Annotated in this window: 24 protein-coding genes; 5 read left to right on the top strand and 19 right to left on the bottom strand. The window is 71.7% G+C overall.

The window, feature by feature from the left end; translation table 11 throughout:
* Positions 1-85: 85 nt before the first annotated feature.
* Positions 86-1,207, bottom strand: a complete 1,122-nt coding sequence (locus ABZ810_RS35740; protein ID WP_358410850.1) for a Xaa-Pro peptidase family protein — start codon at positions 1,205-1,207, stop codon at positions 86-88.
* A gap of 250 nt (positions 1,208-1,457) precedes the next feature.
* On the opposite strand from ABZ810_RS35740, the gene ABZ810_RS35735 reads away from it, so the two are divergent.
* The 4 genes from ABZ810_RS35735 to ABZ810_RS35720 all read left to right on the top strand — a co-directional run bounded on the left by ABZ810_RS35735 (position 1,458) and on the right by ABZ810_RS35720 (position 7,661).
* Complete coding sequence (locus ABZ810_RS35735; protein ID WP_358410848.1) at positions 1,458-3,944, top strand: SpoIIE family protein phosphatase; 2,487 nt, start codon at positions 1,458-1,460, stop codon at positions 3,942-3,944.
* A gap of 36 nt (positions 3,945-3,980) precedes the next feature.
* Positions 3,981-4,913 carry a 5'-3' exonuclease gene (locus ABZ810_RS35730; RefSeq protein ID WP_358410846.1) on the top strand — a complete coding sequence of 311 codons (933 nt, stop codon included), beginning with the start codon at positions 3,981-3,983 and terminating at the stop codon, positions 4,911-4,913.
* A gap of 472 nt (positions 4,914-5,385) precedes the next feature.
* Positions 5,386-6,135, top strand: coding sequence for a Crp/Fnr family transcriptional regulator (locus tag ABZ810_RS35725; protein ID WP_358410844.1), 750 nt, complete (start codon positions 5,386-5,388; stop codon positions 6,133-6,135).
* Positions 6,136-6,227: 92 nt separating this feature from the next.
* A complete protein-coding gene (locus ABZ810_RS35720) occupies positions 6,228-7,661 on the top strand; it encodes an RNB domain-containing ribonuclease (protein WP_358410843.1) in 1,434 nt (477 codons plus the stop codon).
* Position 7,662: 1 nt separating this feature from the next.
* Here the strand turns inward: ABZ810_RS35720 and ABZ810_RS35715 are convergent, their stop codons facing one another.
* From ABZ810_RS35715 to ABZ810_RS35675, 9 genes are all read right to left on the bottom strand, one after another.
* Entirely contained in the window at positions 7,663-7,863 is a 201-nt protein-coding gene (locus ABZ810_RS35715; RefSeq protein WP_358410841.1) for a hypothetical protein, read from the bottom strand.
* Between the two features lie 90 nt (positions 7,864-7,953).
* Entirely contained in the window at positions 7,954-8,517 is a 564-nt protein-coding gene (locus ABZ810_RS35710; protein WP_358410840.1) for a hypothetical protein, read from the bottom strand.
* Positions 8,518-8,617: 100 nt separating this feature from the next.
* Positions 8,618-9,283, bottom strand: a complete 666-nt coding sequence (locus ABZ810_RS35705; RefSeq protein ID WP_358410839.1) for a biliverdin-producing heme oxygenase — start codon at positions 9,281-9,283, stop codon at positions 8,618-8,620.
* A 158-nt stretch (positions 9,284-9,441) separates the two neighbouring features.
* Complete coding sequence (locus ABZ810_RS35700; RefSeq protein ID WP_358410837.1) at positions 9,442-9,753, bottom strand: DUF2470 domain-containing protein; 312 nt, start codon at positions 9,751-9,753, stop codon at positions 9,442-9,444.
* Positions 9,754-9,874: 121 nt separating this feature from the next.
* Positions 9,875-12,643, bottom strand: coding sequence for a DEAD/DEAH box helicase (locus tag ABZ810_RS35695; protein WP_358410836.1), 2,769 nt, complete (start codon positions 12,641-12,643; stop codon positions 9,875-9,877).
* A 57-nt stretch (positions 12,644-12,700) separates the two neighbouring features.
* The gene (tatC, locus tag ABZ810_RS35690) at positions 12,701-13,570 is read right to left on the bottom strand and encodes a twin-arginine translocase subunit TatC (protein ID WP_358410834.1); all 870 of its coding nucleotides are present in this window, start codon (positions 13,568-13,570) and stop codon (positions 12,701-12,703) included.
* Positions 13,571-13,623: 53 nt separating this feature from the next.
* Complete coding sequence (tatA, locus tag ABZ810_RS35685; RefSeq protein ID WP_358410832.1) at positions 13,624-14,001, bottom strand: Sec-independent protein translocase subunit TatA; 378 nt, start codon at positions 13,999-14,001, stop codon at positions 13,624-13,626.
* Positions 14,002-14,274: 273 nt separating this feature from the next.
* Positions 14,275-15,258 carry a WYL domain-containing protein gene (locus ABZ810_RS35680; RefSeq protein ID WP_358410830.1) on the bottom strand — a complete coding sequence of 328 codons (984 nt, stop codon included), beginning with the start codon at positions 15,256-15,258 and terminating at the stop codon, positions 14,275-14,277.
* Complete coding sequence (locus tag ABZ810_RS35675; protein ID WP_358410829.1) at positions 15,255-16,223, bottom strand: WYL domain-containing protein; 969 nt, start codon at positions 16,221-16,223, stop codon at positions 15,255-15,257. The genes ABZ810_RS35680 and ABZ810_RS35675 overlap by 4 nt, the downstream gene beginning before the upstream one ends.
* A gap of 156 nt (positions 16,224-16,379) precedes the next feature.
* On the opposite strand from ABZ810_RS35675, the gene ABZ810_RS35670 reads away from it, so the two are divergent.
* Positions 16,380-17,462, top strand: coding sequence for a DUF3866 family protein (locus tag ABZ810_RS35670; protein ID WP_358410827.1), 1,083 nt, complete (start codon positions 16,380-16,382; stop codon positions 17,460-17,462).
* Between the two features lie 3 nt (positions 17,463-17,465).
* Here the strand turns inward: ABZ810_RS35670 and ABZ810_RS35665 are convergent, their stop codons facing one another.
* From ABZ810_RS35665 to arc, 9 genes are all read right to left on the bottom strand, one after another.
* On the bottom strand, positions 17,466-17,942 hold the full coding sequence (locus ABZ810_RS35665; RefSeq protein WP_358410826.1) for a DUF3291 domain-containing protein: 477 nt from the start codon (positions 17,940-17,942) through the stop codon (positions 17,466-17,468).
* Between the two features lie 31 nt (positions 17,943-17,973).
* Positions 17,974-18,690: a helix-turn-helix domain-containing protein gene (locus ABZ810_RS35660; protein ID WP_358410825.1), complete on the bottom strand. Its 717-nt coding sequence runs from the start codon at positions 18,688-18,690 to the stop codon at positions 17,974-17,976.
* A gap of 57 nt (positions 18,691-18,747) precedes the next feature.
* On the bottom strand, positions 18,748-19,689 hold the full coding sequence (locus ABZ810_RS35655) for an FKBP-type peptidyl-prolyl cis-trans isomerase (RefSeq protein WP_358410823.1): 942 nt from the start codon (positions 19,687-19,689) through the stop codon (positions 18,748-18,750).
* Positions 19,690-19,799: 110 nt separating this feature from the next.
* Entirely contained in the window at positions 19,800-21,158 is a 1,359-nt protein-coding gene (gene pafA, locus ABZ810_RS35650) for a Pup--protein ligase (RefSeq protein ID WP_358410822.1), read from the bottom strand.
* Positions 21,159-21,367: 209 nt separating this feature from the next.
* On the bottom strand, positions 21,368-22,117 hold the full coding sequence (prcA, locus tag ABZ810_RS35645; RefSeq protein ID WP_358411179.1) for a proteasome subunit alpha: 750 nt from the start codon (positions 22,115-22,117) through the stop codon (positions 21,368-21,370).
* 21 nt (positions 22,118-22,138) lie between these two features.
* A complete protein-coding gene (gene prcB, locus ABZ810_RS35640; RefSeq protein WP_358410819.1) occupies positions 22,139-22,984 on the bottom strand; it encodes a proteasome subunit beta in 846 nt (281 codons plus the stop codon).
* Between the two features lie 269 nt (positions 22,985-23,253).
* Positions 23,254-23,463, bottom strand: coding sequence for a ubiquitin-like protein Pup (locus ABZ810_RS35635; protein WP_358410817.1), 210 nt, complete (start codon positions 23,461-23,463; stop codon positions 23,254-23,256).
* Positions 23,464-23,641: 178 nt separating this feature from the next.
* Positions 23,642-25,159, bottom strand: a complete 1,518-nt coding sequence (gene dop, locus ABZ810_RS35630; RefSeq protein WP_358410815.1) for a depupylase/deamidase Dop — start codon at positions 25,157-25,159, stop codon at positions 23,642-23,644.
* A 294-nt stretch (positions 25,160-25,453) separates the two neighbouring features.
* Positions 25,454-26,975, bottom strand: a 1,522-nt coding sequence (gene arc, locus ABZ810_RS35625; protein WP_358410813.1) for a proteasome ATPase, incomplete at its 5' end; no start/stop codon positions are given.

Below are 26,975 nucleotides of genomic sequence, written 5' to 3'. Positions count from 1 at the left end.
GGCCGGCACGCCGGAAAAAACTTGGCATCGGATGACAAAGGGGCGGCCCGATGGCGGGCCGCCCCTCTGTCGCGCGATACGTCGGTCAGCCGACGATGACCACGTTCCTTTCGGTGGAGTTCATGCGTTCGACGCCGTCCTCGGTGCAGACCGCGATGTCCTCGATCCGGGCGCCGTGCGCGCCGGGGTAGATGCCGGGCTCGATCGAGAACGCCATGCCGGGCTCGAGCGGCTCGGTGTTGCCCTTGACGATGTAAGGTTCCTCGTGGGTCTCCAGGCCGATGCCGTGGCCGGTGCGGTGGATGAAGTACTCGCCGTAACCCGCCGCCGCGATGAGGTCGCGCCCCGCCGCGTCCACCGCCTCGGGCGTCACGCCCGGCCGGACCGCGTCGCACGAGGCCTGCTGCGCCTCCTCCAGCACCCGGTAGTACGCCAGGTAGTCGGCCGGCGGCTCGCCGACGCAGTAGTTGCGCGTCGAGTCCGAGCAGTAGCCGCTCGGCATCGTGCCGCCGATGTCGACCACGACCGGCTCGCCCGGCCCGATCACGCGGTCCGACAGCTCGGCGTGCGGGTTGGCCCCGTTGGGCCCGGAGCCGACGATGACGAAGTCGACCGTCTCGTGGCCCTCGGCGATGATGGCGTCGGCGATGTCGCGGCCCACCTCGCGCTCGGTGCGGCCCGCCTTGAGGAACCCGGGCACCCGGCGGTGCACCCGGTCGATCGCGGCGCCCGCCTCGCGCAGCGCGGCCACCTCGGCGGCGCTCTTGCGCATGCGCAGCTCGCGCAGCACGCTGCCCGCCGTGACCTGCTCGGCGCCCGGGAGCGCGGACCGGAAGCGCAGCACCATCATCGCCCACATGCGGTCGGCCAGGCCCACCTTGGCGACCCCGCCGGGCAGCCGCCCGGCGACCAGCGCGTACGGGTCGTCGGTCTCGTCCCAGGGCACCAGCTCGACGCCCAGCGCGCCGGCCGGCGACTCCTGGGCGGCCGGCAGCTCGAGGCGGGGCACCACCAGGAACGGGTCGCCCGCGGCGGGCACCACCAGGCAGGTGAGCCGCTCCAGGGCCAGCGCGTTGTACCCCGTGACGTACCGCAGGTCGGGCCCCGGCGTCAGCAGCAGGGCGCCCAGCCCCGACGCGGCGGTCGCCTCCTGAACGCGTGAGAGCCGCTCACGCGGATACAACTCCGTTGTCACATCCGTCTCCATCCTGGGTAGCGAGATCCGTACGGCGGCCTTCGCGAAGGCCCCGGCCGTGACGGATTTCCGCTTCCTCCCTCCCCTGTGAGCTGGTCCTGTTACATTCTGTACGTGCTCCGACACCGGATCGTCCGCTTCGGATACGAACAAGGATCCCAGGAACCAGGATGACAAGCGCCGCCGCGCTCTCGCACGCCGGGCCCGATCCCGGCCGCTCCTGACCATGGACGACCGGGGGGCCGTCATGCCGGAAAGCGCCATGCACGAAAGCCATGCCGTCGCCCTGGCCGCGACCGTCGAGCGGCTGCGGCGCGAGCTGGACGACCAGCGCCGCGAGCTGCGTTCGCGCATGGTCGTCGAGCAGGCCAAGGGCCTGCTGGCCGAACGGCTGAGCTGCGGCGTCGAACCCGCCCACGACCATCTCCTCCAGCTGGCGGCCGACGCCGACGTCGAGCCCGCCGTCGCCGCGGCGCTGCTGCTGGGCACCGGCGTGGGAGCCGCCCCCGAGCCCGCCCGCCCCACCACCTCGATCTTCGACCCGGCGACGTACATCGCCGGCACCACCGAGCCCGCTCCGCCGCCGCCGCGCGCGCCCGACGGCGTGCACCTCAACGGCGGTCGCGCGTTCGCCTCCCACGACGCGGGCCCTGAAGCGGGCGTCGGCGCAGGCATCGGCGCAGGCATCGGCGCAGGCATCGAGGCAGGCATCGGCGCAGGCCCCGACGGTGACGGCGCGCTGCCGCCGCCGCTCGCCGCCGCCCGCCACCTGGCCGCCGCCGCCTTCACCGAGGCGCGCACCGGCGACGAGCTGGCGCAGCGCCTGGCCGAGGAGGCGCTCGGCTGGCTGGGCGCGCACAGCGCGCTGCTGACCGTACTGGAGCCCGACGGCGCGCTGCGCGTCGCGGGCTCCTGCTCGCTGCCCGCGCACGTGGTCAGCGAGTGGGCGCGCATCCCGCCGCACTGCAACATCGGCCTGGTCAAGGCGGTGCGCGGCGGCACGCCGCTGTGGGCGGCCGACCCGGCGCAGCTCGCCCTCGTCGGCGGGTCGGCCCAGCTGCCCGGGCCGCACTCGTGCCTGCCGCTCATCGTGGGCGGCCGCATCGTCGGCGCCGTCGAGATCTCCTGGGCGCAGCCGCTGGACTCCGACGACGGCACCCGCCGCTACGTGCGTTCGGTGCTGGCCGCGTGCGCGCGGCGGCTGCGCGACCTGGCGCCCGCCTCCGACGCGGCGGCCGGGGCGCCGTGGCTGCGGGCGGTGCTCGACGCCATCCAGGGGCCGTGCGCGCTGATGTCCCCGATCCGCGACGAGTCGGGCCGCGTCGTCGACTTCCATGTCGACGCGGTCAACTCCGACGCCACCGACCTGCCCGGGCACCGCCCCGAAGACCTGGTCGGCAAGCGCCTGCTCGAGCAGTACCCCGGCCTGGCGGTCACCGACCTGTTCGAGGAGTACGTCCGCGTCCTCGACACCGGCGTGCCGCTGCGCCGCGGCCCGCGCGACTACGCCAGCCTGGTCAAGGGCCGGCTGGTGCCCGCGACGATGAGCGTGCGCGCCTGCCGGGTCGGCGGCGGGGTGCTGGCCAGCTGGCAGTTCCAGGACGACTCGGCCGACCTGTCGGCGCAGCTGCTCCAGGCGCAGCGGCTGGGCAACCTCGGCTGGAGCCGGTGGGACCTGGCCACCGGCGACATCCGCTGGTCCGACCAGCTCTACACGATCCTGGGCCGGCCGCGGTCGGAGGGGCCGCTGGCGCTCGAACGGCTCGCCGACTACGTCGTCCCCGAAGACCTGCCGCACGCCGAGCACCTCATGCGCACCCTGCTCGGCCGGCGTGAGGCCGCCGACCTGGAGCTGCGGTTCCGGGTCGGCCGTGACGTCCGGCATCTGCGGGTCATGGCCGAGCCCGTCCTCGACGCGGTCGGCGAGCCGATCGCGCTGCACACGGTCTTCCAGGACGTCAGCCAGCGCCGCCGGTCCGACGCGATGCTCGCCGCGACCCGGCAGGAGCTCAAGCGCGAACGCCGCCGCATCGCCGAGGAGCGCCACATCGCGGTGGAGCTCCAGCGCGCGATCCTGCCGCTGCCGCGCGGCCCGCGCATGCTGCCCGGCATGCGCGTCGCGGTGCGCTACCTCCCCGCGCAGAGCCAGACCAGGGTCGGCGGCGACTGGTACGAGGCGACCGCGCTGTCGGACGACGAGGTCTTCCTGGCGATCGGCGACGTGTCCGGGCACGGGCTCGCCGCGGCCGCCGCGATGGCGCGCATGCGCAACGCGCTCAGCGGCCTGGCCTGCACCGGCGAGCAGCCCGACCGGCTGCTGTCCTGGCTCAACCGGCTGCTGATGACCCGGCACCAGTCGCTCACCGCCAGCGTCATCTGCGCCCGCTACACGCCCGCCGACCAGACGCTGACCTGGGCGCAGGCCGGGCACCCGCCGCCGGTACTGCTGCGCGACGGCAAGGCCGAGATGCTCGACCAGCCCGAGGGGGTCCTGCTCGGCGCGATCGACCAGCCGCAGCTGGCGCTCTCCCACACCAGGCTGGAGCCCGCCGACACGCTGCTGTTCTACACCGACGGCCTGGTGGAGCGCCGCGACCGGGACCTCACCGACGGGTTCCGGTTGTTGCGCGAGGCGGTCGAGGCCCATTCCAGCGCGGGGCCCGACCTGCTCATCGACCGGGTACTGCGCGCCGTCGGCGCCGCCAACCCCAACGACGACACCTGCCTGCTCGCCGTGCAGATCAGGTGACCACGTTCGTCGGCCCGGCATGGCACGATGAGGCCTATGAGCGGGCTGATGCTGCTGGACACGCCGTCGTTGTACTTCCGCGCCTTCTTCGGCGTCCCCGAGTCGGTCAAGGCGCCGGACGGGACGCCGGTCAACGCGGTCCGCGGCCTGATCGACATGATCGCGCGGCTGGTCCAGGACCGCTCCCCCGAGCGCCTGGTGTGCTGCATGGACGCCGACTGGCGGCCGGCGTTCCGCGTCGAGGCGCTGTCGTCCTACAAGGCGCACCGCGTCGCCGAGGACGGCGGTGACCAGACCCCCGACCCGCTCGAGCTCCAGCTGCCCATCATCGACGACGTGCTCGACGCCGTCGGGCTGGCGCGGGTGGGCGTGCCGGGCTACGAGGCCGACGACGTCATCGGCACCCTGGCGGTGCGCGGCGCCCCCGCCGGCGCGGTCGACATCGTCACCGGCGACCGCGACCTGTTCCAGCTCGTCGACGAGCGCGGCCCGGTCCTGGTGCTCTACACCGCGCGCGGCATCCGCAACCTGCAGATCATGGGCGAAAAGGAGGTCGCCGAGAAGTACGGCATCCCCGGCCGCGGCTACGGCGACTACGCGACGCTGCGCGGCGACCCCAGCGACGGCCTGCCGGGCGTGCCGGGCATCGGCGACAAGAGCGCCGCCGCGCTCATCACGCGCTTCGGCTCGATCGACGGCGTCATCGAGGCGCTGGAGTCCGGCGGCACCGAGGGGTTCCCGGCCGGCGCGCGCAAGCGGCTCGAGGGTGCGCGCGACTACCTCGCCGCCGCCGAGACCGTGGTGCGGGTCGTGACCGACATCGACTCCCGCGAGCTCCGCGATCTCGACGACCGGCTGCCCTCGTCGCCGCGCGACCCTGAGGCGCTGGTCACACTCGCCGACCGCTGGGGCCTGGAGAGCCCGGTGAATCGCCTGCTCAACGCGCTGGCGGCTGACCGGCGGGCCTGACCGCCCGATCCGGGCGGCAAGCCCGGCCTCACCACTGTGTCAGGTGACGCAGATTAGGCGGCCCTCTGGGCGCAGCATCGTGATCAATGGCGGGTTTTGCTGGACGCGTGAGCAGCACGACCGCACCGCCGTTGGAGGGCCATGCAGATCCTGTCGACCTGCGATCGCCCGGCCGGCTCGTGAGCCGCCGGTGCCCGCGGCACTGGGCCTCACCGCCCCACTCCCCCCAACTGCTGCGGGTACCGGTCTCCACGGACGCCACACGGATCTCCACGGTCGATGCGCGGATCTCCACGGACGCCACGCGAACGACGATCGGTCCTGTGGCGCACGGCCCCCGATGTGGTGGATCTGACGTCCGGCAATACGGCCGTCGGCCTTGCCATAACCCACGGCGCGATTGTCCACTGGAATGGACTCCACCCCGACTGGCGAGCCTCCCCTCCCGGAGCGCTCAGAAAACGGACCCCCGGTGAGCGAAAGGAACATTCCGCCCCGCCCCTACGACCACGCGTCCGACACCCCGTCCTGGGACGGGTTCTGGAACGACCTGGACGTCCCGCAGCGCGAGGCGCTGCGCCAGGTCGCGCGCCCGCGCGGGTTCCCGGCCCGCGCGCCGCTCTGCTACCAGGGCGAGGAATCGGACCACATCATCATCATCAAAGAGGGCTGGGCCAAGGTCACCTCCGCCACCGAGGACGGTCACGACGTCGTGCTGGCCGTGCGCGGCCCCGGCGACCTGGTCTGCGAGAGCGCGGTGCTCGGCAGCCGCCGCCGGTCGGCGACGGTGACGGCGCTCAGCCCGCTGTCGGCGCTGGTGATCCCGGCGGCCCGGTTCACCGCGTTCCTCGACGCCCACCCGCGCGTCTGGATGCTGGTCAGCGGCACCCTCGTACGGCGCCAGGACGACGCCGACCGGCGGCTCCAGGCGCACGTGTCGGCCAAGGGCACGCAGCGGCTGGCGCTGCTGCTGGCCCATCTGGCCGAGCTGTCGGCCAAGCGGTGCGCGCCCGGCGCCGACGGCAGCATCGACATCGCGCCGCCCCTGTCCCAGGAGGAGCTGGGCAGCTGGATGGACGCGTCCCGCGAGACGGTCGCACGGGCGCTCAGCGACCTGCGCGGCCACGGGCTGGTGCGCACCGGCTGGCGCCGTATCACCGTGGTCGACCTGCCCGGGCTGAAGGCGTTCGCCAGCGCTCCGGCCGCCTCGGGGACGCATTGACGACGGCCGAGAAGGACACCGCCGACCGGCTTTGCCGGGAAGATCAGCGTCCTTTGCCCGGTCTTGCCGGGTCGGCCCCCTACGCTCGTGGAGTGCTCCATCGGTCGATACGGCTCCGTTCTGAGGAGGCCGATTCCGAGGTCCGCGCGGGCCTCGACCGGATCCGCCAGGAGATGGCGGTGCCCGGCGCGTTCCCCGGCCCCGTGCTGGCCGAGGCCGCCGCGGCGGCGCGGCTGCTGCCCGAGCCCCCTCCGGACGCGACCGATCTGCCGTTCTTCACCATCGACCCGCCCGGTTCGATGGACCTCGACCAGGCGATGCACCTGGAACGCGCCGGCTCGGGTTACCGGGTGCACTACGCGATCGCCGACGTGGCGTCGTTCGTCCGCCCCGGCGGGCCGATCGACACCGAGTCGCACGCGCGCGGCGTGACGCTCTACCTGCCGGACGCCAAGGCACCGCTGCATCCGACGGAGTTGTCCGAGGGCGCGGCGAGCCTGCTGCCGGGACAGGCGCGCCCCGCCGTCGTGTGGACCGTCGACGTCGACCAGAACGGGCGGATCGCGGACGTCGACGTCCGCCGGCGGATCGTGACCAGCCGGGAGCGCCTCGACTACGACAACGCCCAGCGGGACGCGACCGCCGATCCGCGCATCGTGCTGCTCGCCGAGATCGGCGCTCTGCTCCTCGACGCCGAGGCGGCGCGCGGCGGCGTCAGCCTGCCGCTGCCCGAGCAGGAGGTCGTGCGCGGCGAGGACGGCTGGCGGCTGGCCTTCCGCGGCGGGCTGCCGAGCGAGGCGTGGAACGCGCAGATCTCGCTGCTCGCCGGCCGCGCCGCCGCGCGGCTGATGCTGGACGGCGGGATCGGCCTGCTGCGCACGATGCCGCCGGCGCCCGCCGAGGGGCTGACCCGCTTGCGCAGGTCGGCGACCGCGCTCGGCATCGACTGGCCCGAGGGGCGCTCGTACGGGGAGGTCGTCCGCGGTCTCGACCCGGCGTCGTCCCGGCACGCGGCGTTCCTGCACGAGGCGGTGGGACTGATGCGCGGCGCGGGGTACACCGCGTTCGAGGGCACCCGCCCGGACGATCCGGCGGCGCTGGAACATTCGGCGGTCGCCGCGCCGTACGCGCATGTCACCGCGCCGCTGCGGCGGCTGGCCGACCGCTACGCGGCCGAGATCTGCCTGGCGCTGACCGCGGGCCGCGACGTGCCCGAGTGGGTGCTCGCGGCGTTGCACGACCTGCCCGACATCATGCGCAGGAGCCTGCAGCAGAGCGGCTCGGTGGACCGTGCCTGCGTCGACCTGGTCGAGGCCCTGCTGCTGCGCGAGCATGTCGGCGAGGTGTTCGACGCGGTGGTGGTGGACGTGTCGGGCAACGGCTCGGGCGGGCTCGTGCAGTTGCTCGACCCCGCGGTGCTGGCCCGTTGCGACGGGGACGGACTGCCGCTCGGCGACCCGGTCAAGGTGCGCCTGGAGGAGTCCGACCCCGTTCGCCGTCAGGTTCGTTTCTCACGAACGGCCTGAGTCACCGCCGGCTGCGGGCACGGCCGCGCGACCAGTTGCGGCCCCGCCAGTTGGTCGAGCCGCCGACGCCCGCCAGATGCAGGGCGAGCAGCAGCAGGCCCACGGTGACGAGCGTCATGTAGTTGAACGGGTCGGACTGGACGTCGGCCAGGTCGAAGAGCAGGGCGAGTCCGAAAACGATCGCTGCGACGATCGCGAGCATGGTGACCTCCGTTTAAGTAGCGCCATACCCCCCGAAGCGCACACAGGAGATCTCCGAACGAAACCGTTTCAAACCACCGGCCCGATTCGGTCAGCCCGTGCTCGCCGGTGCCGGCGAGTAGCTGCTCCAGAAGCCGTTCGGCGGCAGCACGGGGACATCGAACGTGCGCGACCCGGACTCCTTGAAACTCAGCGTGATCTTCACGTTGTCGGCGGGCGAGAGCGGCCTGGCCAGTCCTTCGAGCAGAACCGTCGCTTCCGGTCCGATCCGGACGTTCTGACCATCGCGAATGGAGACGGGCCCAGCGACGAGTCGGCTCGACGCCGCGTCGGGCGAGGTCACGTTCTGCAGGACGTCACCGCCGGGTTGCGGCTGGACCTGCCCTTGGGCGTTGGCCGTCTGCTGCACGGTGGCCCTGCCGGCCAGGGCGAAGTACACCGGGGCGGCGGCGCCCGCGGCCAGCGTTCCGCCGGGTCCGGAACCGAGCACGAACAGGTTCCGGACGGCGATGCCGCCGACGTTCCCGGCGGCGCCGGCCGGCGGGGCCTTGGTCAGCTGCACCGGGATCTGGGCCCCGCACCCGCCCGAGACCACGGCCGCCGTCATGGCGGCGGCCGCGACCGCCCCTCTCCTCCGCATCCCCGTCGTACGCATCCCGCTCCCCCGATCGGGTCACCGGTGACGCCGGAACGGTCACCGTCCGTATCAGGAGATCACGGTGCCGCCCGCGGCCCGCCCGCGGGGTGCCCGGTGCTCAGGCGGCGGGCTCGATCCGCAGGTCGCGGCTCAGCTCCGCGGTCACCTCGGCGTTGAGCCGGTAGGCGAGCTTGACCTCGTCGACGATGCGGGCCCGCTCGGCCTCGTCCCACGGGGCCCCGTCGAGCAGGGCGCGGTAGCGGTCCTTGTAGCCCTTGGGCTTGCCCGGGAACCGGTAGAAGCGCACCCCGTCCTCGCCGGCGGCGATGTCGAGCGAACGTTCGACCTGCCGGGCGATGTACTGCCCGCCCGACAGGTCGCCGAGGTAGCGGGTGTAGTGGTGGGCGACGAAGCCGCCGGGCCACTCGAAGCACACCTCGCGCAGCCGGTCGCAGTAGCGCCGGGTGGCGTCGTTGGGGCTGATGCGGCCCTGCCAGCCGGGCCCGTAGAAGAACGCCAGGTCGGCCTGGAGGGCCTCGCGGCGGCGCAGGTCGCCGAAGTCGAACGCGCGGGCCACCGGATCGGCGGCCATCCGGTCGGCGGCGTCCTCCAGCAGGTCGTAGACGTGGTAGAGCTGCGCCACCAGGACCGCGTACTCGTCCCGGCCGAGCCGGCCCTCGACGAGCGCGGTCATGTACGACGAACCCTCGTTGTCCCCGTGGTCGCTCCAGGTGGCCGTCCGCAACGCCACCGAGAAACCCTGGCCGGGCTCGTCCGCACTCATGCACATCCCCTTCGCCCGCTTCACCCGGATCATCCGGATGCAAGTTAGGTTAGCCTCACCTAACTTGCAGCGGAAGGCCTCCCGGCGAAGTTTCCGACGTGACGTAGGCTACTTTACCGACGCCGCGTCGGAACACCAAGCGGGATCCGGACGCCCGATCAGCGGCCGTCGCGCGGCGCCAGCCCGAGGACGTCGCGCGCCTCGTCCGACATGCGGACGACCTCGCGGCGCACCTGGACGCGCTCGGTCAGGCGCTCGCTGAACGGGATCCGCACCGGCACGTCCTTGCCGCCCACCACCGCGACGAACTCGATCCCGTCCGCGTCCATGCCGCTCATCAGCGCCGCGTCGGCCTCGGGCTGGCCGCCGAGCACCTGACAGATCATCCGCGAGTCGCCGGCGTGGTCCTCGTTCATGTGCCGCATGATCTGCGCCACGACGTCGTCGGTGAACGGGTCGATGTCCGTCATTGATCCACCTCTCGGAACGGCTGGGGTCACCCTAACGCGGCCGTGCGACCGGCCCGGCCCCGCAAATTAGGCAAGCCTAACTTAACTGGGAGCCGGGCCGGTCGGCCGGCGAGCGCCCCGGTCAGGCCACCGAGGAGTAAGCGACGACGCCGCGGCGCATGGCGTCCATCGCCTTGCGCGCGGTCTTGCGGATGTGGCTGTTGGGCGGCGCGGCGTCCGACACCTGGCCGAGCAGGTCGAGAAGCTGCTTGACCGCGCGGACGAAGTCGCCCGCGGTCATGTCGGCGTCCAGCAGCACCGCGTCGAGCTCGTGGCCCTTGGCCCACCGGTAGGCCGTCCACGCGAACCCCAGGTCGGGCTCGCGCAGGAACGACACCCGGTTGTCCCTCTCGATCGAGTCGAGCTCGCCCCACAACCGCACCATCGCCGCCAGCGCGTCCTGGGCGGCGCCCGCCGGCGTCTTGGGCGGCGCCGCGTCGTCGGGCTGCCGCGACTCGTACACCAGCGCGGACACGCACGCGGCCAGCTCGGCGTGGTCGAGCCGCTCCCAGATCCCGGCGCGCAGGCTCTCGGCGGTGAGCAGGTCGAGCTCGTTGTAGATCCGGCCGAGGCGGCGGCCCTCGTCGGTCACCTCGTCGCCGTCGAGGTAGCCGAGCTGTTCGAGCACCGCGCACACCCGGTCGAACGTGCGGGCGATGACCTGCGAGCGGCCCTCGACGCGGCGGCGCAGCTGCTCGGTCTCGCGTTCGAGCCGGAAGAAGCGCTCGGCCCAGCGCGCGTGGTCCTCGCGCTCGTCGCAGGCGTGCACGGGGTGGCGGCGCAGCTCGGCGCGCAGCTCGGTGATCTCGGCGTCGTCGGCCGCCGGCGCGTCGCCCCCGCCGCGCTTGCGCTCGCTCACGTCGTCGGGGACCTTGTTGCGCAGCGTGGACGCCAGGTCGCGGCGCGCCTGCGGGTTGCGCGGGCTGAACGACTTGGGGATGCGGATGCGCTCGATCGGCTCGACCGGGCGCGGGAAGTCCAGGATCGACAGCCGCTGCACCGACCGGTTGATGGTCAGCACGAGCGGCGCCGGGCCGTCGGAGCGCCGGCCGACGCCGGGGTCGAGCACGACCGCCACGCCCGACCGCCGCCCGCTGGGCACCAGGATGACGTCGCCGGGCCGCAGGTGCTCCAGCGACCTGGCGGCCTCCGCGCGCCGCGACGACGACCGTTCGCGCGCCAGCTCGGCCTCGCGGTCCGACAGGCGGCGGCGCATCGCGGCGTACTCCATGAAGTCGCCCAGGTGGCACTTGGCGGCCTTGGCGTAGCCCTCCAGCGCCTCCTCGTTCTTGTGCACCTGCCGCGCCAGCCCCACCACGGCCCGGTCGGCCTGGAACTGCGCGAACGACTCCTCCAGCAGCGTGCGGGCCCGCTCGTTGCCGACCGCGCCGACCAGGTTGACGGCCATGTTGTAGGACGGCTGGAAACTGGAGTTGAGCGGGTAGGTACGGGTGCTCGCCAGCCCCGCCACCGAGCCGGGGTCGACGCTCGGCCCCCACACCACCACCGCGTGGCCCTCGACGTCGATGCCGCGCCGACCGGCGCGCCCGGTGAGCTGGGTGTACTCCCCCGGCGTGAGGTCAACGTGGGCCTCGCCGTTCCACTTGTCGAGCTTTTCGATGACGACCGTGCGCGCGGGCATGTTGATGCCCAGGGCGAGCGTCTCGGTGGCGAACACCGCCTTGATCAGCCCGCGCGTGAACAGCTCCTCGACGATCTCCTTGAACGTGGGGAGCATGCCGGCGTGGTGGGCGGCGACACCGCGCTCCAGGCCCGACAGGAAGTCGTCGTAGCCGAGGATGCGCAGGTCCTCGGCCGCGATGTCGGACGTCCGCAGCTCGACGTGCGCCCGGATCTCCTCGGCCTCCTCCTTGGAGGTGAGCCGCAACCCGGCGTGCAGGCACTGCATGACGGCCGCGTCGCAGCCCGCGCGGCTGAAGATGAAGGTGATGGCGGGCAGCAGCCCGGCGCGGTCGAGCCGCTCGACGACGTCCGAGCGCAGCGGCGGCCGGTAACGCTGCGGGCGCGCGGTTCGCCGCCGCCCGGTCCGCCTGCCCTGGTTGACCTTGGCGCGCCGCACCTCGTCCAGCGCGATCCGGCGCAGCTCGGGGTTGACCTTGGCCTGCCGGTCCTTGCCCTTGCCGGTGTCGACGAACAGGTCGTAGAGCCGCGTGCCGACCAGCATGTGCTGGAACAGCGGCACCGGCCGGTGCTCGTCGACGATCACGGCGGTGTCGCCGCGCACCTCCTGCAGCCACTCGCCGAACTCCTCGGCGTTGCTGACCGTGGCCGACAGGGCCACGATCCGCACCGAGTCGGGCACGTGGATGATCACTTCTTCCCAGACGGCGCCGCGGAACCGGTCGGCCAGGTAGTGCACCTCGTCCATGACGACGAACGCCAGCCCGGTCAGGGTGTGCGATCCCGCGTAGAGCATGTTGCGCAGGACCTCGGTGGTCATGACGACGATCGGCGCCTCGCCGTTGACGCTGTTGTCGCCGGTGAGCAGGCCGACGTTGTCGGGGCCGTAGCGCTTGACCAGGTCGGCGTACTTCTGGTTGGACAGCGCCTTGATCGGCGTGGTGTAGAAGCACTTCTGCCCGCCGGTGAGCGCCAGATGGACGGCGAACTCCCCGACCACGGTCTTGCCTGAACCGGTGGGCGCGGCGACCAGCACACCGCTGCCGCCCTCCAGCGCCCGGCACGCCTCGAGCTGGAACGGGTCCAGCGCGAAGTCATAGAGGGTCTGGAAGTCGAGCAGGGCGGGCCCGTTCCCGGCGGTGCGCTTGCGGTAGGCCGCGTAGCGCTCGGACGGGCTCTGGTCGGCCGACGGCGTGTCGGGGGTGGTCATGTATCGAGCCTACGGTTTCGACCGGCCCGATACCCAATTCAGGGCCCGACTGGGTGATCAGTGTCGCCGATCGCTCCGGGCCTGCTCGCCGCGCTCGATCTCGGCGTCGATCGCCTCGAGGTCGAGCGGCGACGCCTCGTCGTCGGCCAGGCCCTCGTAGAGCTCGGGCCGGCCGGCCTTGCGCCGGTCGTTGAGGAAGGCCAGGAACGCGGCCACCTCGAACAGCAGGACGGTCGGCAACGCCAGCGCCAGCATGGTGAACGGGTCGGCGCTGGGCGTGGCGACCGCGCTGAACACGAAGATGCCGAAGATGATCATCCGCTGCGACTTGCGGATGCGCGCCGAGCTCAGCACCCCGGCCAGGTTGAGGATCACCACGAACAGCGGCAGCTCGAACGTCAGGCCGAAGACCAGCAGCATCGCCAGCACGTAGCCGAGGTAGTGGTCGACGGTGATCAGCGCCGAGACGTCGTCCGGCACGAAGCCCAGGAAGATCGACAGGCCCTTGTCGACCGTGATGTAGGCCAGCGCCGTGCCCACGAAGAACAGCGGGATGGCCACGCCCATGAACACGTAGGTCCACCGGCGCTCCCGCCGGTAGAGCCCCGGCGCCACGAAGGCCCACAGCTGGAACAGCCACACCGGCGAGGACAGGATCAGCCCGATGATGAACGCGATCTTCAGCCGCAGGAAGAACGACGAGAAGATCCCGTTCACCACGAGCGAGCACGTCTGGCCGTTGAGGTCCTTGGACTGCGGCAGGGAGCAGTAGGGCTCCTTGAGGAAGTCCCAGACCGGTGAGAAGAAGATCCAGCCGATGACCGTGCCCACCAGCAGGGCCAGTATCGCCTTGATCAGACGGTTGCGCAGCTCACGGAGATGCTCCATGAGCGGCATACGGCCCTCGGGGTTGACCTGCTGGCTCATCGTCTTCATCGTTTTGAGAGGTCGGACCCGTCTTTACGCGAGAAGGGGGATGATCAGGACTGGCGCGTGCGGCTGGGGTCCACCGGCACGCCCTGGATCGGCTCGCCGGAGGGAAGGGCGCCCTGGGAACGCTGCGCGGCGTCCTGACCGGAGGCCTCGCGTTCCAGGCGGGCGGCCTCGGCGCGCAGCTGGGCGGCGCGGTCGCGGGCAGCGTCCTGCGGCGCCTGCTGGGGAGCGGCGGTCTGGGCGGGCTTGTCGGCCTTGTCGGACGGCTGCTCGTCGTCGTCCTCGCGCAGGCCCTTGGTCTCGGCCTTCAGAATCCGGGCCGACTTGCCAAGGGAGCGTGCGAGCTGCGGCAACTTCGCCGATCCGAAGATCAGAACGACGACCAGGAGGATGATCAGCAGCTCGGGGGTCCCGATGTTCGGCATGCGCAATCCTTTTCAGAGCAGGTGGTACTCAGGACGATCGTACGCCGTCTCCGGGGCCTTGTGACTCTCGCGCGTCCTTGAGTGCTTCGAGTTCATCCTGCAACGCGGATTGTTTCGGCTCTAGATTCCGACGAGTTCGATCAAGTTCACGCCCAAGCCTCCGCACGCCAAGGTAGACCTTGAAGCTGCAAAAAGCCAGTATGGCCATGCCAATGAAGCCCATCGCCACGGCTGCCGGAACCCACCCCACGCCCGCCACCGTAGCCGAAGCGGTCACACCTTGTCGTACTGGGCCAGCGCCCGCACGGCGTCGTCGTGGACACCGGCCGCCAGGTCGGCCGGCGCGACGACCCTGCCCTGGTCACCGAGCCGCAGTGCCAGCCCGCGGATCCACCGGGTGTCGGGGGTCCGCAGGACGATGCGCAGCCGCCCCTCCCCCAGCTCCTCGACGCTCTCGCACGGGTAGTAGTCGGCGACCCAGCGGCCCTGCGGGGTCAGCTCGAGGGTGACCTGGACGTCGCCCGGCGAGGGCCGGAACAGCCCGGCGTCGACGTCGATCGGCTCGGCGTCGTCGGGGACCTGGGCGGGCACGTCGAGGACCTGGAGGTCGCGGATGCGGTCGAGCCGGAAGACGCGGACGGCCTCGGCCCGGCGGCACCAGCCCTCGAGGTAGGTGTTGCCCTCGACGACCAGCAGCCGCATGGGGTCGACGTCGCGCTCGGTGTTCTCGTCGCGGGCCGGCACGTAGTAGCTGAGGTGCACGCGCCTGCCGCGCGCCACGGCCTCACGGAGCGCGCTCAGCGTGTCACCGCGCGCGTCGACCTCGACCGCGACCTGGCTGCTGACCGACGCCGCGGCGCCGGCCGCGCTCTCCAGCTTGGCGATCACGCGGCTGAGGGCGTCGCGGTCCTCCAGGTCGGGGATGCCCGCCAGCATGCGCAGCGCGACCAGCAGCGCGGAGGCCTCGTCGACCTTCAGGCGCAGCGGCCGGGCGATCGACTCGGCCTCGGTGACGATGATCTCGCCGCCCTCGTAGGACAGATCGATCGGGCAGTAGGGGTCGGGCGCCCGCAGCTCGACGCACCACAGCAGGTTGAGGTCGTCGATCAGCTGCTTCTCGGTGACGCCGAACGCGGCGGCGGCCTGGTCGAGGGCGACCGAGTCGCGGTTGACCACGTAGGGCACCAGGGCGAGCAGCCGCCCGAGCCGGTCGGTGGAGGTCGTGGCGCTCGCCTTGCCCGCCGTCGTCCTGCTCATCGGTCGCTCACCGCCAGGACCGCCTTCAGCTGCTGGATGACCGCCTCGCGCAGGTCGGGCGGGTCGAGGACCACGACGTCGTCGGCGAAGCGGGCCAGGTAGGGCGCGAACCGGTCGACGTCGCGGAAGGTCAGGGTGGCCTCGTCCCACTCGCCGTCGATCGTGTGCACGTCCTTGGCCCACTGCCGCGGGCCCTGCGCCGCGCCGGACCGGAGGCGGACGGTGGCCGGGCGCGGCTCGTTGACCGGGTCGCCCCAGGTGAACGCGAGGCTGCGGACGTCCACGCCCGCGGGCACGCTGACGCTGCCGGCCGGGCCGTCGGGGCCGACCTCGCCGGTGATGCGGCTCAGCCGGAACACCCGGGTCTCGTCGCGGTCACGGTCGTGGCCGACCACGTACCAGCGGCCGCGGCGGCTCACCACGCCCCACGGCTCCAGGTGGCGGCGCACCACCGAGGTGCGCCCGATGCCGCGGTAGTCGAACGTGACGGGCCTGCCGTCGCGGACCGCCTCCCACAGGGCGGGGAACGCCGGGTCGCCGGTGTCGACCCGCGGCTCGATGCCCAGGCCGGTGGCGCCGTCGGTCTCCACCCCGGCGGCGCGCAGCTTGAGCAGCGCGCCGGAGGCGGCGTCGGCCATGCTGGCGCGCTGCCACACCCGGGCGGCCAGGCCCAGCACCGCCGCCTCGTCGGGCGACAGGTGGATGTCGGGCAGCTCGTAGGCCTGCGGGGGGATCCGGTAGCCGATCTCCTCTCCCCCGCCGCCCTGCTGATCGCTGCCGACCTCCAGCGGTACGCCCAGCTCGCGCAGCTCCTCCTTGTCGCGTTCGAACATACGCTTGAACGCTTCGTCGGAGTCCGGATACCCGGGCACCGCCTGGCGGATCTGCTCGGCCGTCAGGTAACGCCGGGTGGCGAGCAGGCAGACCACCAGATTGAGCAGGCGCTCGGTCTTGCGCCGCGACACTTTCGCCCACCACCTCTCACTGTCCGGGCCCCCGCGGCCGGTCCCTGCGCCGGATCGGCTCGCCCGCGCGCTCCGTTACGGCCCACCGGACCACCCTGCCAAAGGACGGGCTCCGCGTCCGCACGTTCTCGCGATCAGGACGCTACCGTTTCCGGTGTGATCCGATGGCGCGAAGGCACGGTGGAGAGCATCCGGCGGGAATGGCCGGGGGCGGTCGAACTGGACGTCGCGATCGAGGGCGACGGCATCCGCCGTGCGCTGGCCTACCCCGCACTGGTGGGGCGGCCGGAGCCGGGCGACGCCGTCCTGCTCAACACTACGGCCTTGGCGATGGGATTGGGCACCGGCGGCTACGCCATGGTCGTGGCGGTGCCGGACCGGCTGCCGCCCGACCCGTCGGGCCCCGGTCACCTGGTCAAGGCGCGCTACACCCCGCTCCAGGCCACCGTGCTCGGCGCGGACGAGCAGGACTCCCCCCACCACGAGCTGCTGCGCGACGCCGACTCCCTGGACGGCATGCCGGTGATCGTCGCCGACCTGCACTCGGCGCTGCCGCCGATCCTCGCGGGGCTGCTGGCCGGCCGCCCGGGCGCCAAGGTGGTGTACGTGATGCCCGACGGCGGCGCGCTGCCGTCGTGGTTCTCCATGTCGATCGGCCGCCTCACCGAGGCCGGGGCGCTGGCGGGCACGGTCACGGCCGGGCAGGCGTTCGGCGGTGATCTGGAGGCCGTCACGGTGCACACCGGCCTGCTGGGCGCCCGGCTGGTGCTCGGCGCGGACGTCGTGGTGCTGGCCCAGGGCCCGGGCAACCTCGGCACCGGCACCCGCTGGGGCTTCTCCGGCGTGTCGGCGGGCGAGGCGGTCAACGCGGCGGCGGTGCTGTCGGGCCGGCCGGTGGCCTCGCTGCGGGTCAGCGAGGGCGACCTGCGGGAGCGCCACCAGGGCGTCTCCCACCACAGCCTCACCGCCTACGGGCGGGTGGCGCTGGCCCGGGCCGACGTCGTCGTGCCCGAGCTGGGCGGCGAGTTCGGCGCCAAAGTGGCCGCGCAGGCCGCGACGCTGGGCGAACGCCACGACCTGATCCCGGCCGGAGTGGAGGGACTGGAGGACGTCCTGCGCGCCGCGGAGAAGGACTGGGGCGTGCGGATGTCCACGATGGGCCGCCGCCTGGACGAGGACCTGGCCTACTTCCTCACCGCCGCCGCGGCGGGGCGGCACGCCGCGACCCTCCTGGACTGACTTTCAAGCCTGCGCCCGCATCGGCGCCTCCGCCCGCACGGGGGCGTAGTCGTCGCGGAAGGTGAACGCGCGCGGGCCCGGCCCCTCGCGGCGCAGCAGCTCCAGGCGTTCCACGCCCTCCTCCAGGGTCGGCGTGTGCCCGGCCGGGACCCACCAGAGCACCTGGTCGGCCTCGTCGGGCCGGACGAACCACTCGCCGCGCCGCCGCAGCAGGTCCAGGTGGCCGCTGCGGTAGACGAACTCCCACAGCGCCTCCCTGGTCTCCCAGACCGACATGGTGACGATCACGTCGTCGCCCAGCGGGCGCAGCGAGGTCGCGTCCGCTCCCCCGTCGTCCACGAGCCGCCACACGAACCCCGGCGCGCCGTCGGCGACCTTGTTGATCGGCTCGAGCATGTCGGTGAAGCCCGCCGTGCGCGGGTCGTCGAGGGGGTGCCTGAGGACGCCCACGTTGAACTGGGCGAGGTGATGTGCGGTCATGGGCCCACCTCACCACGGCCGGATCTCTATGTCAATTCTCATTGTTTTTAGAAATCTCCACCACCGTGCAGCACGATCCCGGTCGCGGGTCCATCCGCACCGACGCCCCCGGACTGCCCTCCAGCAGCCCTTCGAGCAGGGCCATGTTCATCCCGCACACCAGCGGCGGGTAACGCTCGGAGAGGGCGTGGAACGGGCAGTTGCGCATGCGCAGCACGGTCCCGGCCGCCGTGCCGTCCTCGGCGCCGTCCTCAGCGCCATCCTCAGTGCCGTCCTCCCTGCCACTCTCCGCGTACGGCTCGTAGCCACGGTCCGCGAGCAGGTCGGACACCGCCTCCGGGCTCTCAGCGGGCCGCTCGCCGCCCCGCAGGGCGCGCCCCTGCCTCCGCGCCGCCTCGTGCAGCTCGGCGTCCAGGCGCGCCGCCTCGGCGACCTCCGCCAGCAGGTCCGCGGCCGTGCGGTAGTCGCGCGGCGGCAGCGAGACGGCACGCTCGCCCGCCGAACGCCGGTAGAGCTTGGCGGGCCGCCCGGCCCCCGGGCCGGACCGGCCGGTGAGGCGCCTGCTCTCGGTCTCCAGCAGGCCGGCCGCCACGAGCTTGTCGAGATGGAACGCCACCAGCGTGCGCTGGGCCCCGACCGCCTCGGCCGCCTCGTTCCGGCTCACCTCGTGGCCCTGGGCCGCCACATAGTCGTACAGGCGCCGCCGGACCGGGTCCTGCAGCACGGCGATCGCGTCGATGTCCTCCACCCCGCCATTCTAAGAACAACCGGCGCCGGAGATAGAAGATGACGGGCGGGACGCGCCTCAGTGGGCGCCGAGGATGTCCACCACGAAGATCAGGGTGTCGTTCCCCTTGATCCCCGCCTGCGGCAGACCCTTGGAGCCGTACCCCAGGGACGGCGGCACGACCAGCAGCACGCGGCTGCCGACCTTGCGGCCCAGCAGGCCGTCGTCCCAGCCCTTCATGACCTGGCCGGTGCCGATGGTGGCGGCGTACGGGCGGCCGCTGCTCCAGGACGAGTCGAACGCCTTGCCGTCCCGCCAGAACAGGCCCACGTACTGCAGCGCCAGCAGCTGGCCCTTGCGCACCTCCGGGCCGGCGCCCTCGACCAGGACCTTCATCGCCAGCTTGGCCGGGGGCGCGGTGCGCGGAACGGTCACCGTGGGCGCCTTGCCCGCGGATCCGGCCACCTTGGGCAGCCGCGGGTCGTCGAGCGGCTGCTGGCGGCCCTGCGCGCCGGCCGTGCCGGGGTAGACCGCGCGGACGTCGAGCACGTAGACCAGGAAGTCGTTGCCGCCGACCTGGTGCTGGGCGTCGCCCTTGGTGCCGTAGCCGTCCTTGGGCGGGATCTTGGCCACGATCCGGCCGCCGACCCGCGCCCCGTCCAGCGCCTCGTCCAGGCCCTTGATCAGCTGCCCGACCGGGAACGCGCCGGGCTGGCCGGCCATGTAGGTGTTGGCCAGCAGCTTGTAGCCGCCGTCGCTCCAGCGGTAGCCGACGTAGTCGGCGACCACCAGGTCGCCCTTGCGCGCCTCGGCGCCCTTGCCCTCGTCGAGGGTCTTGACCGCCAGCTCGGCGCCCGGCTTGTCCTTGGGGAACGAGACGTCCGGGCGCGTCCCCGCGGCGCCCTTGACCGCGACCTGGACGTCGTCGCCGCCGCCGAAGAGCGAGCAGCCGGACAGCAGCAGAGGCGTGATCAGAAAGGCCGCCGCCGAACGGCGGAGACCGGTGGGACGACGGCGCATTCGGGTCCTTCTCCAGGGGGTGCCAGGGGCGGCGAGCGCAATTGAGCGCTCACCCTACCCCTTGGTCACCTTCCGTCAGCCCGGTGTGTCCCGTGTCGTCCCGGCACGGGTCACATTCCGGCGATGAGCTTGTCGACGCGCTCGTCGACCGAGCGGAACGGGTCCTTGCACAGCACGGTGCGCTGCGCCTGGTCGTTCAGCTTGAGGTGCACCCAGTCGACGGTGAAGTCGCGGCGCTTCTCCTGCGCCTTGCGGATGAACTCGCCGCGCAGCCGCGCGCGAGTGGTCTGCGGCGGCACCGACTTGGCCTCGAAGATCTCCAGGTCCTTGGCGACCCGCTCCACCGAGCCGCGCTTCTCCAGCAGGTAGTAGAGGCCCCGCTCGCGGTGCACGTCGTGGTAGGCCAGGTCGAGCTGGGCCACCCGCGGCGAGGACAGCGGCAGGTCGTACTTGCGCCGGTACCGCTCGATCAGCTGGTACTTGGTCACCCAGTCGATCTCGCGCGACACCAGGTCCAGGTCGCCGGTCTCGACCGCGCGCAGGGTGCGCTCCCACAGGTCGAGCACCCGCATCGCGACCTCGTCGCCGCCGCGGCGGTCGACGAAGTCCTTGGCCTTGCCGAAGTACTCCTTCTGGATCTCCAGCGAGCTGGCCTCGCGGCCGTTGGCGAGCCGGACCTTGCGGCGGCCCGTCATGTCATGGCTGACCTCGCGGATCGCCCGGATCGGGTTCTCCAGGGTGAGGTCGCGCATCACCACGCCCGCCTCGATCATCCGCAGCACCAGGTCGGTGGCGCCGACCTTGAGCAACATCGTGGTCTCGCTCATGTTGGAGTCGCCGACGATCACGTGCAGCCGGCGGAACCGTTCCGCGTCGGCGTGCGGCTCGTCGCGGGTGTTGATGATCGGCCGGGACCGGGTGGTGGCCGAGGAGACGCCCTCCCAGATGTGCTCGGCGCGCTGCGAGACGCAGTAGACCGCGCCGCGGGGGGTCTGCAGCACCTTGCCGGCGCCGCAGATGATCTGACGGGTGACCAGGTAGGGGATCAGCACGTCGGCCAGCCGGCCGAACTCGCCGTGCCGTCCGACCAGGTAGTTCTCGTGACAGCCGTAGGAGTTGCCGGCCGAGTCGGTGTTGTTCTTGAACAGGTAGATGTCGCCTGCGATGCCCTCCTCGCGGAGCCTGCGCTCGGCGTCGACCAGCAGCCCCTCGAGGATCCGCTCGCCCGCCTTGTCGTGCGTCACCAGATCGATGACGCTGTCACACTCGGGCGTGGCGTACTCGGGGTGGCTTCCCACGTCCAGGTAGAGCCGCGCGCCGTTGCGCAGGAACACATTGCTGCTACGGCCCCACGACACCACTCTGCGGAACAGATAGCGGGCCACCTCGTCGGGTGACAGCCGCCGCTGACCGCGGAAGGTGCAAGTGACGCCGTACTCGTTCTCAAGCCCGAAGATGCGCCTGTCCACACCCTGACCCTATGCGGCCGGGCCCCGAGTTGGCAGCCTCTGAAGCCCCTGGTTTCGCAGCGCCCCCGGCACGGCGCTCCGCCGGGCCTGACGGCCGTCCGGCCCGGCACCTTTACATTGTAGATCAATAACCGGCGGGGCCCCGGCGTGCGGAGACCCGCCGTCGCCGCGCGGGGCGCGGTCACGGCGGGTCTCCGGCCGGTCACACGTCAGGTCGAGGCGTCGTCGTTCCCGCCGTCGTCCCCGCCGTCGCCCGCGCCGTCGCCCGCGTCCCCGGCCGCCTCGCCCAGCAGGGACTCGATCCGCGCCGCCGGGAGCCGCTTGAACAACCGGTGCTCGCGGTTGCGGTCGAGCACCGCGACCTCGAGCGACTTGGCCTCCAGATGACGGTCGGAGTCCTGCGCCTCCAGCGACTGCACGGCCGCCTTGAGGGCGTCCGCCAGCGACATGTCCTCGCGGAAGCTGTCCTTGAGGGCCTGCGCCACCGCGTCGGCCTGGCCGCCCATCGCGACGTAGCCGTGCTCGTCGGCCACCGAGCCGTCGAAGGTCAGCCGGTAGATCTGGTCGGTGGCGGCCTCGGTGCCCACCTCGGCGACCACGATCTCGACCTCGTAGGGCTTGTTGGTCTCGGTGAAGATCGTGCCGAGCGACTGCGCGTACACGTTGGCCAGGCCCCGGGCCGTCACGTCGCGCCGGTCGTACTGGTAGCCGTTCACGTCGGCGTACCGCACACCGCCCAGCCGCAGGTTCTCGAACTCGTTGTACTTGCCGACCGCCGCGAACGCGATGCGGTCGTAGATCTCACTGATCTTGTGCAGCGCCCGGGACGGGTTGTCGGCCACGAACAGGATGCCGTCGTCGTACTGCAGCACGACGACGCTCCGGCCACGCGCGATGCCCTTGCGCGCGTAGTCGGCCTTGTCCTTCATCTGCTGTTCGGGCGACACGTAGAACGGCATGGACACCGGTCTGGATCCCTTCTATCGCAGCGGGGCGGTCGGGCCGCCCGGCGAGTCGTAACGCCCGTCGACGACGGTCTGCGCCATCGCGCCGACCTCGTCCTCACCGAGCCTGCGGTACCCGTCGTCCGTCACGGTCGCGACCACCGGGAAGATCCGCCGGGTGAGGTCGGGACCGCCGGTCGCCGAGTCGTCGTCGGCCGCGTCGTACAGCGCCTGGACGCAGGCCAGCGCCGCGTCCTCGGCCGAGAGTTCGGGCCGGTAGAGCTTCTTGAGCGCCCCCCGCGCGAAGACCGACCCGGAGCCGATCGAGTAGAAGTCCCGCTCCTCGTACCGGCCGCCGGCCGGGTCGTAGGAGAAGATCCGCCCGGTGTCGCGCTCCTCGTCGTACCCGACGAACAGCGGCACCACCGCCAGCCCCTGCATCGCCATCGCCAGGTTGCCGCGCACCATGGTCGCCAGGCGGTTGGCCTTGCCCTCGAGGGAGAGCGTGCGGCCCTCCATCTTCTCGTAGTGCTCCAGCTCGACCTGGAAGAGCCGGACGATCTCGATGCCGATGCCGGCCGTGCCGGCGATCGCGATGGCCGAGAACTCGTCGGCGCGGAACACCTTCTCGATGTCCCTCTGGGCGATCACGTTGCCCGCCGTCGCCCGCCGGTCCCCCGCCATCACCACCCCGCCGGGGAACGTCACGGCGACGATCGTCGTCCCGTGCGGGATGTCGTCCCCCACGGGAGACGCCGGAGGCGTCCTCCGCCCGGGCAACATCTCCGGGGAGTACGCCCCCAGGAAATCCGTGAACGAGGACGTGCCCGGGTTGATGAACAGCCCCGGCAGACGTCCGGTGTGCGATTCGTGGGACGCCACGCGACTCCTTCCCTCCACCAGTGCGCCGGCTCCCCCTTATGAGCGCACCGGCGCGGACGCCTATGACCCTACTGTTCCGAGGACCGCCGCTGCATGCCGCGTGATCCCCGGCGCGGTCAGCTCAGGGCGAACCCCGCCCGCGGACGGCACCGGGAACGCCGGGAGGCGTGCCCCGCGGGCCCTTCGGCCCGGGAGCACGCCTCCTCGGATCTGGCTATACGTTCAACGCACCGTGCAGTAGCGCGGTACACGAATCGAAGTGATCCGCGTCACTCTCCGCCCTTCTGGACGTATGACCGGACGAACTCCTCGGCGTTCTCTTCGAGGACCTCGTCGATCTCGTCCAGAATGGCGTCGACGTCATCGCTCAGCTTGTCCTGACGTTCCTGAACGTCGCCCTCGGTCGCCCCCTGGGTCTCCTCGACCTCTTCGGTGCGACGAGTTGTCTGCTTCTGACCGCCGGTGTCCTTCGTGGCCATCCCGTACCTCCACTCCTGCCGGTACCCCAACCCTATCTCCGATCACCGGTGACGAGCGGCCGACGCGGGCCGTTTCGCCACCACCGACAGCGCCGGGGCTTGCGGAGGTTATCGCCCGTCCTGGAAACACTGAAACGGGCATACCGGTCACGAATGCACGGCGTTCACGGGGCTGGGATCAGCTCTGCCCGGTCAGGGTGGCCACCAGGTCGGCGGCGGTACGGCAGCGGTCCAGGAGGCCGCCCACGTGCTGCTTGGTGCCGCGCAGCGGCTCCAGGGTGGGCACGCGCTGGAGCGACTCCCGGCCCGGCACGTCGAATATCACCGAATCCCACGACGCGGCGGCCACCGAATCGGCGTACTGGCGCAGGCACCGGCCCCGGAAGTAGGCCCGGGTGTCCTCCGGCGGCTCCTCGATGGCCTCCTGCACCTGCGTCTCGGTCGCGATGCGCTCGATGCGCCCGCGCTCGACCAGCCGGTTGTAGAGGCCCTTCTCGGACCGCACGTCGGAGTACTGAAGGTCGACCAGCTGCAGGCGCGGGTGCGACCAGTCGAGGCCGTCGCGGCTGCGATAGCCCTCCAGCAGCTCCAGCTTGGCCACCCAGTCCAGCTCGCGGGACAGCTGCATCGGGTCGTCGCCGAGGCGGTGCAGGACCGACTCCCAGCGGTCCAGCACGTCCTTGGTCATCTCGTCGACGTCGACGCCGAAACGGTCCTCGACGTACTTGCGGGACTGCTCGAGGTATTCCATCTGCAGCTGGACGGCGGTCATCTTGCGGCCGTCGCGCAAGGTCAGCAGGTGCTTGCAGCTCGGGTCGTGCGAGACCGCGCGCAGCGCCGCCACCGGCATGTCGACCGACAGGTCGACGGTCAGGAACGAGTCCTCGATCATCGCCAGGACCAGCGCGGTGGTGCCGAGCTTGAGGTAGGTCGACACCTCGCTCATGTTGGCGTCGCCGATGATGACGTGCAGCCGCCGGTACTTCTCGGGGTCGGCGTGAGGTTCGTCACGGGTGTTGATGATCGGCCGCTTGAGCGTGGTCTCCAGGCCCACCTCGACCTCGAAGAAGTCGGCGCGCTGGCTGATCTGGAAGCCGTCGCCGCGGCCGTCGACGCCGATGCCGACCCGGCCCGCGCCGGCCACGACCTGGCGGGACACGAAGAACGGGGTGAGGTGGCGGACGACGTCGGCGAACGGCGTCTCCCGCTTCATCAGGTAGTTCTCGTGGCAGCCGTAGGAGGCGCCCTTGTTGTCGGTGTTGTTCTTGTAGAGCTGGATGGGGTGGGTGCCGGGCACCAGGGCGGCGCGCGCGGCGGCGTCGGCCATCACCCGCTCCCCCGCCTTGTCCCAGGTCACCGCGTCGCGCGGGTTGGTGCACTCGGGCGCGGAGTATTCGGGATGCGCGTGGTCGACGTAGAGCCGCGCGCCGTTGGTGAGGATGACGTTGGCCAGGCCGAGGTCCTCGTCGGTGAGCTGGCTCGGGTCGGCCACCTCCCGGGCGAGGTCGAACCCGCGCGCGTCGCGCAGGGGGTTCTCCTCCTCGAAGTCCCAGCGGGCGCGCCGCGCCCGTGCCGCCGATGCCGCGAGGTAGGCGTTGACGACCTGGGAAGAGGTCACCATCGCGTTGGCCCCCGGCTGACCAGGTACGGAGATGCCGTACTCGGTCTCGATGCCCATCACCCGCCGAACACTCATATCGTCGAGCCTATCGGGGCGGGCGGGACGGAGCCATGGGGCTCCGCACCGGGTTGCGGGAGTGTCCGCGCCGGTGGGGGCGCGACAGGCGAATCGTTCGCCCCCGGCGTGTCGGCCGCTGGATCATCGCCGGCCGGGCCGCGAGGACGTCGGCATGCCGACCCGCGTGCCGTGCCGGCCGCCGCGCCGGCGGCCGGGAAGCCGTGGTGTGAAGGCCGTGGAAGCAGGACACGACGGCCACCCGCCGGGGTGACCGCCGTGTTCCGCACGAGCGTCGTCGCTTCGTTCCCGCCTTTACAGGTACTGACCGGTGTTGGCGACCGTGTCGATCGAACGGCCGGCCTCCGCGCCCTTGGTGCCGGAGACGAGCGTGCGGATGTAGACGATCCGCTCGCCCTTCTTGCCGGAGATCCGGGCCCAGTCGTCGGGGTTGGTCGTGTTGGGCAGGTCCTCGTTCTCGCTGAACTCGTCGACGCAGGCCGCGAGCAGGTGCGCGACCCGCATGCCCTTCTGGCCGGTGTCGAGGAACTGCTTGATGGCCATCTTCTTGGCCCGGTCGACGATGTTCTGGATCATCGCGCCGGAGTTGAAGTCCTTGAAGTACAGGACCTCCTTGTCACCGTTGGCGTAGGTGACCTCCAGGAAGCGGTTCTCCTCGGTCTCGGTGTACATCCGCTCGACGACCCGCTGGATCATGGCCTCCACGGTGGCGTCCGTGGCTCCGCCGTTCTCCTTGACGTCGTCGGGGTGCAGGGGCAGCCCTTCGAGGATGTACTTGGAGAAGATGTCCTTGGCCGCCTCGGCGTCCGGACGCTCGATCTTGATCTTGACGTCCAGCCGGCCGGGCCGCAGGATCGCCGGGTCGATCATGTCCTCCCGGTTGGAGGCACCGATCACGATCACGTTCTCGAGGCCCTCGACACCGTCGATCTCGCTCAGGAGCTGCGGGACGATGGTGTTCTCGACGTCGGAGGAGACACCGGACCCGCGGGTCCGGAAGATCGAGTCCATCTCGTCGAAGAACACGATCACCGGGGTGCCGGCCGAGGCCTTCTCCCGTGCCCGCTGGAAGACCAGGCGGATGTGCCGCTCGGTCTCACCGACGTACTTGTTGAGCAGCTCGGGGCCCTTGATGTTGAGGAAGAAGCTCTTGCCCTCCTGGCCGGTCTTCTCGGCGACCTGCTTGGCCAGCGAGTTGGCGACCGCCTTGGCGATGAGCGTCTTGCCGCAACCGGGGGGACCGTAGAGCAGCACGCCCTTGGGGGGACGCAGCTGGTGCTCGCGGAACAGGTCCGCGTGCAGGTAGGGGAGCTCGACCGCGTCGCGGATCTGCTCGATCTGCGGCCCGAGGCCACCGATCTCCTCGTAGGAGATGTCGGGGACCTCCTCGAGGACCAGCTCCTCGACCTCGGCCTTGTGGATCTTTTCGTAGGCGTATCCCGAGCGGGGCTCGAGCATCAGCGAGTCGCCCGCCCGAAGGGGGACGCCCCGCAGCGGCTCGGCGAGCTTGATCACGCGCTCCTCGTCGGCGTGCGCGATCACCAGGGCCCGTTCACCGTCGGCGAAGACCTCTTTGAGCATGACGACCTCGCCCTGCTCTTCGAACTCCAGTGCCTCGACGATGTTGAGCGCCTCGTTGAGCATGACCTCCTGGCCACGCTTCAGCTCGTCGACGTCCACCGCCGGGCTGACGTTCACCCGCAGCTTGCGGCCACCGGTGAAGATGTCGACCGTTCCATCGTCCCGGGCTTCCAGGAAGACCCCGAAGCCGGATGGCGGTTGGGCGAGCCTGTCGACCTCCTCCTTGAGCGCCACG

The organism is Spirillospora sp. NPDC047279 (assembly GCF_040643285.1).
Taxonomy (GTDB): domain Bacteria; phylum Actinomycetota; class Actinomycetes; order Streptosporangiales; family Streptosporangiaceae; genus Spirillospora.
The sequence above is the reverse complement of the archived record's forward strand: the minus strand, read 5'-3'. Positions and strand labels throughout refer to the sequence as shown.

Bases quoted from the DNA above. Each gene is read 5' to 3' on its own strand.
- ABZ810_RS35740 (WP_358410850.1), bottom strand. From the start codon at position 1,207: ATGGAGACGGATGTGACAACGGAGTTGTATCCGCGTGAGCGGCTCTCA.
- ABZ810_RS35735 (WP_358410848.1), top strand. From the start codon at position 1,458: ATGCACGAAAGCCATGCCGTCGCCCTGGCCGCGACCGTCGAGCGGCTG.
- ABZ810_RS35730 (WP_358410846.1), top strand. From the start codon at position 3,981: ATGAGCGGGCTGATGCTGCTGGACACGCCGTCGTTGTACTTCCGCGCC.
- ABZ810_RS35715 (WP_358410841.1), bottom strand. From the start codon at position 7,863: ATGCTCGCGATCGTCGCAGCGATCGTTTTCGGACTCGCCCTGCTCTTC.
- ABZ810_RS35710 (WP_358410840.1), bottom strand. From the start codon at position 8,517: ATGCGTACGACGGGGATGCGGAGGAGAGGGGCGGTCGCGGCCGCCGCC.
- ABZ810_RS35705 (WP_358410839.1), bottom strand. From the start codon at position 9,283: ATGAGTGCGGACGAGCCCGGCCAGGGTTTCTCGGTGGCGTTGCGGACG.
- ABZ810_RS35700 (WP_358410837.1), bottom strand. From the start codon at position 9,753: ATGACGGACATCGACCCGTTCACCGACGACGTCGTGGCGCAGATCATG.
- ABZ810_RS35695 (WP_358410836.1), bottom strand. From the start codon at position 12,643: ATGACCACCCCCGACACGCCGTCGGCCGACCAGAGCCCGTCCGAGCGC.
- tatC (WP_358410834.1), bottom strand. From the start codon at position 13,570: ATGAGCCAGCAGGTCAACCCCGAGGGCCGTATGCCGCTCATGGAGCAT.
- tatA (WP_358410832.1), bottom strand. From the start codon at position 14,001: ATGCCGAACATCGGGACCCCCGAGCTGCTGATCATCCTCCTGGTCGTC.
- ABZ810_RS35680 (WP_358410830.1), bottom strand. From the start codon at position 15,258: ATGAGCAGGACGACGGCGGGCAAGGCGAGCGCCACGACCTCCACCGAC.
- ABZ810_RS35665 (WP_358410826.1), bottom strand. From the start codon at position 17,942: ATGACCGCACATCACCTCGCCCAGTTCAACGTGGGCGTCCTCAGGCAC.
- ABZ810_RS35655 (WP_358410823.1), bottom strand. From the start codon at position 19,689: ATGCGCCGTCGTCCCACCGGTCTCCGCCGTTCGGCGGCGGCCTTTCTG.
- prcA (WP_358411179.1), bottom strand. From the start codon at position 22,117: ATGCCGTTCTACGTGTCGCCCGAACAGCAGATGAAGGACAAGGCCGAC.
- ABZ810_RS35635 (WP_358410817.1), bottom strand. From the start codon at position 23,463: ATGGCCACGAAGGACACCGGCGGTCAGAAGCAGACAACTCGTCGCACC.
- dop (WP_358410815.1), bottom strand. From the start codon at position 25,159: ATGAGTGTTCGGCGGGTGATGGGCATCGAGACCGAGTACGGCATCTCC.